The 6,072-nt window shown below is 39.1% G+C and carries 8 protein-coding genes; 2 read left to right on the forward strand and 6 right to left on the reverse strand.

All coding sequences use genetic code 11. The features are described 5' to 3' along the window. Nucleotides 1-454, forward strand: a 454-nt coding sequence (locus tag QZL69_RS05665; RefSeq protein ID WP_291518557.1) for a transposase, incomplete at its 5' end; no start/stop codon positions are given. A 90-nt stretch (nucleotides 455-544) separates the two neighbouring features. Here the strand turns inward: QZL69_RS05665 and QZL69_RS05670 are convergent. Beyond that, a complete protein-coding gene (locus QZL69_RS05670; protein ID WP_022214260.1) occupies nucleotides 545-1,084 on the reverse strand; it encodes a hypothetical protein in 540 nt (179 codons plus the stop codon). Nucleotides 1,085-1,094: 10 nt separating this feature from the next. Next, the gene (locus tag QZL69_RS05675; protein ID WP_022214261.1) at nucleotides 1,095-1,316 is read right to left on the reverse strand and encodes a hypothetical protein; all 222 of its coding nucleotides are present in this window, start codon (nucleotides 1,314-1,316) and stop codon (nucleotides 1,095-1,097) included. Between the two features lie 272 nt (nucleotides 1,317-1,588). Between QZL69_RS05675 and QZL69_RS05680 the strand changes: the two genes are divergently transcribed. Beyond that, entirely contained in the window at nucleotides 1,589-2,869 is a 1,281-nt protein-coding gene (locus QZL69_RS05680) for an O-acetylhomoserine aminocarboxypropyltransferase/cysteine synthase family protein (protein WP_022214262.1), read from the forward strand. Nucleotides 2,870-2,994: 125 nt separating this feature from the next. Here QZL69_RS05680 and QZL69_RS05685 read toward each other — a convergent pair whose 3' ends face one another. The 4 genes from QZL69_RS05685 to QZL69_RS05700 all read right to left on the reverse strand — a co-directional run. Continuing rightward, nucleotides 2,995-3,378 (reverse strand): hypothetical protein, encoded by a 384-nt coding sequence (locus tag QZL69_RS05685; RefSeq protein ID WP_147342097.1) that lies wholly within the window; start codon nucleotides 3,376-3,378, stop codon nucleotides 2,995-2,997. Nucleotides 3,379-3,439: 61 nt separating this feature from the next. Further along, nucleotides 3,440-4,042, reverse strand: a complete 603-nt coding sequence (locus QZL69_RS05690; protein WP_022214264.1) for a methyltransferase domain-containing protein — start codon at nucleotides 4,040-4,042, stop codon at nucleotides 3,440-3,442. Between the two features lie 22 nt (nucleotides 4,043-4,064). After that, nucleotides 4,065-4,475: a peptide deformylase gene (locus QZL69_RS05695; RefSeq protein WP_022214265.1), complete on the reverse strand. Its 411-nt coding sequence runs from the start codon at nucleotides 4,473-4,475 to the stop codon at nucleotides 4,065-4,067. Nucleotides 4,476-5,106: 631 nt separating this feature from the next. Continuing rightward, nucleotides 5,107-6,072: translation initiation factor 2 (locus QZL69_RS05700; protein ID WP_291518562.1), on the reverse strand; the 966-nt coding region annotated here is incomplete at its 5' end.

Consider the following 6,072-nt stretch of genomic DNA (forward strand, 5'->3'; position numbering starts at 1 on the left):
TGCGACAGTCAAAAAGCGAAAATATTATGTGTACCGATATGAGGGAAACCTCAACGGCATAGAAAATGCGGTAGTTCTTTTAAGTTATCCTGAAAAAGCATTTGGTAATCCCAAAGCACTGCGTGCATTCATCAGTACAAATGTAGCTTTATCCACACAGGAGATCCTTTCTTGTTATGTGTATCGATGGTCAATTGAAATATTTTTCCGCCAGTGTAAGGATAAAATGGCACTGGACGGCTATCAGCTGCGTTCTGCACAGGGGATCAAAAGGTATTGGCTGCTTATGTCACTGGCACATTTCATGCGTATAGCAGGAACTGGTGAGTTCTGCTCTTTCGAGACCGGATATCACAAGATCTGCGGCATTGTTCAGTTGGAAAAGTATCGATATCTTTTCCAATGTGCAAAGGAAAGCGATGATTTTGACTCATTTATAAAATTAGCAGGGTAGTTTTGTGCAATTTTTCAAATTTACTCATTTATAGTTTAGTATAAGTATATGAGTTACTGTTTACTGTGATTTAATTTTATCACAGCCACTTCAATGTTTCACGTGAAACATTTTAAAAATTTCAAGATATTCTTTTTCCACTACTTTAAACGGCCGCACCGTATAATCCAGATCTATGTGCAGTTTCGGCTTTTCTGTCTCCTGTTTTTCATCCAAAAGTGTTTCCAGATCGTACCACAATAGATCATCATCTATTATTTTGATCTGTGTTTCTTCCTCTGGTGTAAGTGGTGTTCCGAGGAATTTACCGTATATCACTTTCAGTAAATCGTCCTCTATTTTTCTATATGCGGACATCTCCTGCTTTAAAGGTCTTGGCACATCTGACATATAACATTCACTGGCATCGTGTAAAAGGCACGCCAGCACCAGACGTTTCGACAATCCTCTTGCATTTGCTTCTTTTGCACAGCAGATACAATGTTCTCCTACTGACCAGAATGTAGTGACATGTCCATTCCCCCGGCAGATCATAGGCAAAGCATGGGCAATATCCTCGATACAGATCAGATCGGGATCAGGATTTACAGGGTCAAAATGCCGCCTTGTATACGTTGTTATATAGCTCATCTATATTTATTTACCTTTCCTCCAGCAAAATGTCATTTAAGGCATCATACGCGTCTTCTAAGGCATCCAGAGCTTCTGTCATAGTATCCAGTTTTTTCTCTTCTGCGCCTTCATTTTCATATTGCTCAATCATATTTGCAAGAGATGCCTTCAATGTATTGAGGTTATTTGTAAGTTGCAAAAGACGTTTATCTTTGTTTTCCGATGAACCAATTTTTACGATTTTTGCCATAATCATCCTCCTTGTCCAGTTATTATTTGCGTATACTCTCACTGTAGCTGCACTTATTATAGCATATATTTATTCGTTTTTCCCGACAAATGTGCAAGCATCCCTTATACTTTGCCGGCAGCTTTTCACAGGCACCATTCACAACCAAGTTACTACGGACAATTACATATCATACATTTCATACTTATCAAGTATGTATTTTACCTTTACATCTATGCAAAAAGGGTATAACATAAAAGATACTATATACAATGTAAAGGCAGGGAAAATTTATGGACTATTCTATCAACACCAAATGTGTTCAGGCTGGTTATACACCTGGAAATGGAGAACCACGGCAAATTCCTATTTACCAGTCAACCACCTACAAATATGATACCAGTGAAGACATGGGGAAACTTTTTGATCTTGAAGCAGAAGGCTATTTTTACTCAAGACTTCAGAATCCCACAAACGATTATGTTGCAGCCAAGATTGCAGCTCTCGAAGGCGGTACCGCCGGAATGCTGACTTCTTCCGGACAGGCAGCAAACTTCTTTGCGATCTTTAATATCTGTGAAGCAGGAAGTCACGTTGTTTCTTCCTCTTCCATTTATGGTGGAACCTATAATCTGCTTGCCGTCACAATGAAAAAAATGGGTGTAGATGTGACTTTTGTCGATCCGGACTGCACTAAGGAAGAACTGAATGCAGCTTTCAAAGAAAATACAAAAGCAGTTTTCGGAGAATCTATTGCAAACCCGGCGCTTACGGTTCTGGATATTGAAAAATTCGCCAAAGCTGCTCATGCTCATGGTGTACCGCTTATCGTAGATAATACTTTCCCAACACCGGTAAATTTACGTCCGATCGAATGGGGTGCTGATATCGTAACTCATTCTACAACCAAATATATGGATGGTCATGGAGCCGCACTTGGCGGCGCGATCATTGATGCCGGTAAATTTGACTGGATGGCTCACGCTGACAAATTCCCTGGACTCTGTACTCCAGATGAATCTTATCACGGAATTACATACGCCGAGAAATTTGGCAAAGAAGGCGCATTCATCACTAAATGTACTTCCCAGCTGATGCGTGATCTCGGCTGTGCTCAGTCACCACAGAGCGCCTTCATTCTGAATCTTGGTCTGGAATCTCTTCATGTCCGTATGCCACGTCATGTCGAAAACGGACAGGCTGTTGCAGAATTCCTTGAAAAGCATGACAAAGTAGAGTTTGTAAATTATCCCACTCTTCCATCCAATAAATATTACGAGATCGCAAAAAAATATCTTCCAAACGGAGGATGCGGTGTTGTTTCCTTCGAATTAAAAGGCGGTCGTGCTGCCGCAGAAAAATTCATGAAGAATCTGAAACTTGCAGCAATCGAAACTCACGTTGCAGATGCAAGAACATGCTGTCTGAATCCTGCTACTTCCACTCACAGACAGATGAACGACGAGCAGCTTGCCGCTGCGGGAATTCCAGCTGGACTGATCCGTATTTCCTGTGGTCTTGAGGACAAAAACGATCTGATCGCAGATATTGCCCAGGCACTCGAAGCAATTTAAATGTTTCACGTAAAACATTTATTTTCTTAAATAAAAAGATGGAACTGTTATCATTTGAATTATCATTCTGATACAGTTCCATCTTTTGTTTCTGTTTATAGATTTTTTAGTTGATTCCAGAAAAATTATTCCTGTTCGTCCTCATCCATTTCCCAATGCAGCATGTGAAGTATTTCCTGCAATTTATCCAATGTCTTCTCATGCCAGATCACGAGGATTGCAGCTACTGCAGCTGCGAAAGATATTCTGCAGACAGCTTTACGGATTCGCATTTTGCGTCTGGCATCTTTCATTCCAGCCTCATACAGAAGGTATCCCATTCTGTCCTGCTTGGATTCCATACATGCGGTGTAATCGTCCACAACCTTGCGATCCTTCTCTGACAGTTCCATCTCATTCAGCTTCTGTTCCAGTCCCAACAGCTCATCTGTGTCCTGTCTGACCCATTCATCTTTTCGATAGATTCTGTCTTCTGCCCGCCATCTCATTTTTTCAAGTTTTTTACTCATTTCCATTCACGCTCCTTTTTTCATTTATTATATCATAAACAGCCCTTGATCTTATATATTTTTACGACATTTCAAAAATCACGATTCTCTCCCTTGGGTCCTGTCCCGGAAATAGATCGTTACAGGAAATTTCATCCACAAACATCAATTCATCTATCGTCATCAAATACGATATATATTCATCTGACAGATAGTAAAAAAACAATTGAATCGCTCTGGGATTCTGATAATAAGATTCAAGGATCCTGGCCATTACTTTCTCCAGAATTTCCACGGAAAACGGATTAAAGAAATACATACGGTCTGCATTCTCCGGAACCGCAAAGATTTCCGCATTCGCCAGTTCCATAGAAGTTCTGCCGCCTGAAACAGCTTTATCTTTATTTTCTACGGCCTTTTGATAAATACGTTCGTCGTATTCTATCCCTATCGATCTGCAGCGGGTCTGATATGAGAGGAAAAAATCTACCCGTCCCTTCCCACATCCATAATCAAGCAGTGTATTATTTTTCCTGATATATCCTGTATTCGCCAGACGTTCCAATACAGAATACGGTGTCGGCTCATATGGATATCTGTACTGATCTGAATTAGAATCGTCTCTTCCCATCGTCTGAATATGCAGAAGTTTATCCCATCTTGTTTCGTTTTTATCCTGTTTCATATCGCTTATATACTTCCTCTGATCAGATAATAATTCCTTCCAGATGATCCAGCTCATGCTGGCAGATCTGTGCTGTCCAGCCACTGAGTTTCTGCTTCTGCTTTTTCCAGTTCATATCCAGATATTCCACTTCTATATTCTCATAGCGCGTAGTTTTACGTACTCCCGTAAGTGACAGGCAGCCTTCCTCTGTCTCATATAGGCTATCTTTTTTGGTCAGAACCGGGTTAAACATCACCACATCTACAAATCCCATATTTACAATGATCACACACTTATTCACGCCGATCATATTCGCAGCCATTCCCACACACGCTTCCTTGTTCGCCCGAAGTGTGTCCTGCAGATCTATCCCTATCTGTATATCCTCGCGCGTAGCCTCCTCTGCTTTACGTCTCAGGAAAAATATATCTTTTACGATTGGTTTGAGCATATGTCATCTTCCACCTTTGTCTGTATTTATTACGATCATTATAACAGATTTTTCTCTCAAACATGACAGAAATATAAAAAAGCGAAACCACTTCAAATTTCGCATTTAAAGTAATCTCGCTTCAGGATAAACGTCCCGTGCGGGAATCGAACCCACATCAGACGCTTAGGAGCAAGGCACTCGGCATCTTCCTCCGGGACTATTTATGTTTTATACTGTCTTTGAAAACCCCTGATTTACGGGCTTTCTTAGCTCTCGTGGGCACTTCGCTGTCAGCTTTTATATCGTCCTTGAAAGCTCCCGTTTCAGGCATAAATGTTGGCATTTTGTTGGCATGAGCTAATAAAGTTCTCAGTACCGGATTGCCAGTCACTGTGTAGATGGCGCTCAAATCCTGCGCCAATCAATCTATCGGCTACCGACTCCGTACTTTCGCGGAATTGGTAACTCTATTAAATTTTCATCTGTTATAAATGGTCTACTTCTACATTATGCCTCAAAACTGAGGTGTTGTGTATATAAATTTTACGTCAATGGAATACTATTTGGTCTATAACGCTGATGCCTTGCTATTTCGTAAGCGCTCAGCAGACAACTTGCATAAGTACTGAGTTGGTAGGAAAGTTGGCACCTATTTGTTTATAACTTCTATAGGCAATTGTTCTTTTATCTTATCAACTACCCAATCTTGCAAATAGTAACTATTCAGTATGTTCTTAGAATACTTCTCAACGCCATCCGCAGTCAACGTAATCAAAATCTCTGTAAAAAACTTTTCCCAACTTTCATATTTTTCACATTCGACATATTCAGGAATATTATCTAAAATCTGAATTAATTTTTCGGACTTAAGAATACCAGATTTCAAAATCAAATATTCAAATGATTCTGGAAGCCATAATGAAATTCTTCGTTCTGTTTGTATCTGAAATGAACTTATGCAAGTTTCAATTAAAGAGCCAAAAGCAGCCCCATCAGCTATTACCAATGTATCTCCTAATCCCAGTTCTTTTACACATTTAATGAGATTCCCATTTCCATTAGAACTGGTAACATTACTATTCTTAAATGCGTGCATCCAGAACTGATATCCTGAATTACTATCCTCTGTAACAACATTCTGAATTTTGTTATTTTCTATAATAGGATAATTGCTATATATTTCTTTGAATTCATGATAAAATTCTTTTATATCTGTACGCTTTCCATCCGTAATAATTTCATAAATTTCATGAATGCTATAAGGTAGCATCTTCAATGGTGCACGAGTTACAAAAACAAAATAATTTCCAGATTCTTTTACATAACTGGCAAATTCCTTTGTAAATACAAATTCATTATTTTCTTCAATAAAAATAACTGTATTTTTTAACGGATATAATGCATCCTTCCAATCACGTCCCACTTCATCTCGAATATATACATAATATGATGCATTTGTAGAAACAGCATATCCTGACTGCCTTCCAATTCTCAAGTATTCATATAAAATACGTAAAAGAGTAGTCTTTCCTGTTGCACTGTCACCTTTTATAATGGTAATATTTCTTCTAATGGAAAAGTGAATTAAAAACTCTATCCTCACATGACTGAAGTC

It is taken from the genome of Blautia sp. CAG:237, from assembly GCF_000436615.1.
Classification (GTDB): domain Bacteria; phylum Bacillota; class Clostridia; order Lachnospirales; family Lachnospiraceae; genus Blautia_A; species Blautia_A intestinihominis.

Bases quoted from the DNA above. Each gene is read 5' to 3' on its own strand.
- QZL69_RS05690 (WP_022214264.1), bottom strand. From the start codon at position 4,042: ATGAAACAGGATAAAAACGAAACAAGATGGGATAAACTTCTGCATATT.
- QZL69_RS05685 (WP_147342097.1), bottom strand. From the start codon at position 3,378: ATGAGTAAAAAACTTGAAAAAATGAGATGGCGGGCAGAAGACAGAATC.
- QZL69_RS05680 (WP_022214262.1), top strand. From the start codon at position 1,589: ATGGACTATTCTATCAACACCAAATGTGTTCAGGCTGGTTATACACCT.
- QZL69_RS05675 (WP_022214261.1), bottom strand. From the start codon at position 1,316: ATGGCAAAAATCGTAAAAATTGGTTCATCGGAAAACAAAGATAAACGT.
- QZL69_RS05670 (WP_022214260.1), bottom strand. From the start codon at position 1,084: ATGAGCTATATAACAACGTATACAAGGCGGCATTTTGACCCTGTAAAT.
- QZL69_RS05695 (WP_022214265.1), bottom strand. From the start codon at position 4,475: ATGCTCAAACCAATCGTAAAAGATATATTTTTCCTGAGACGTAAAGCA.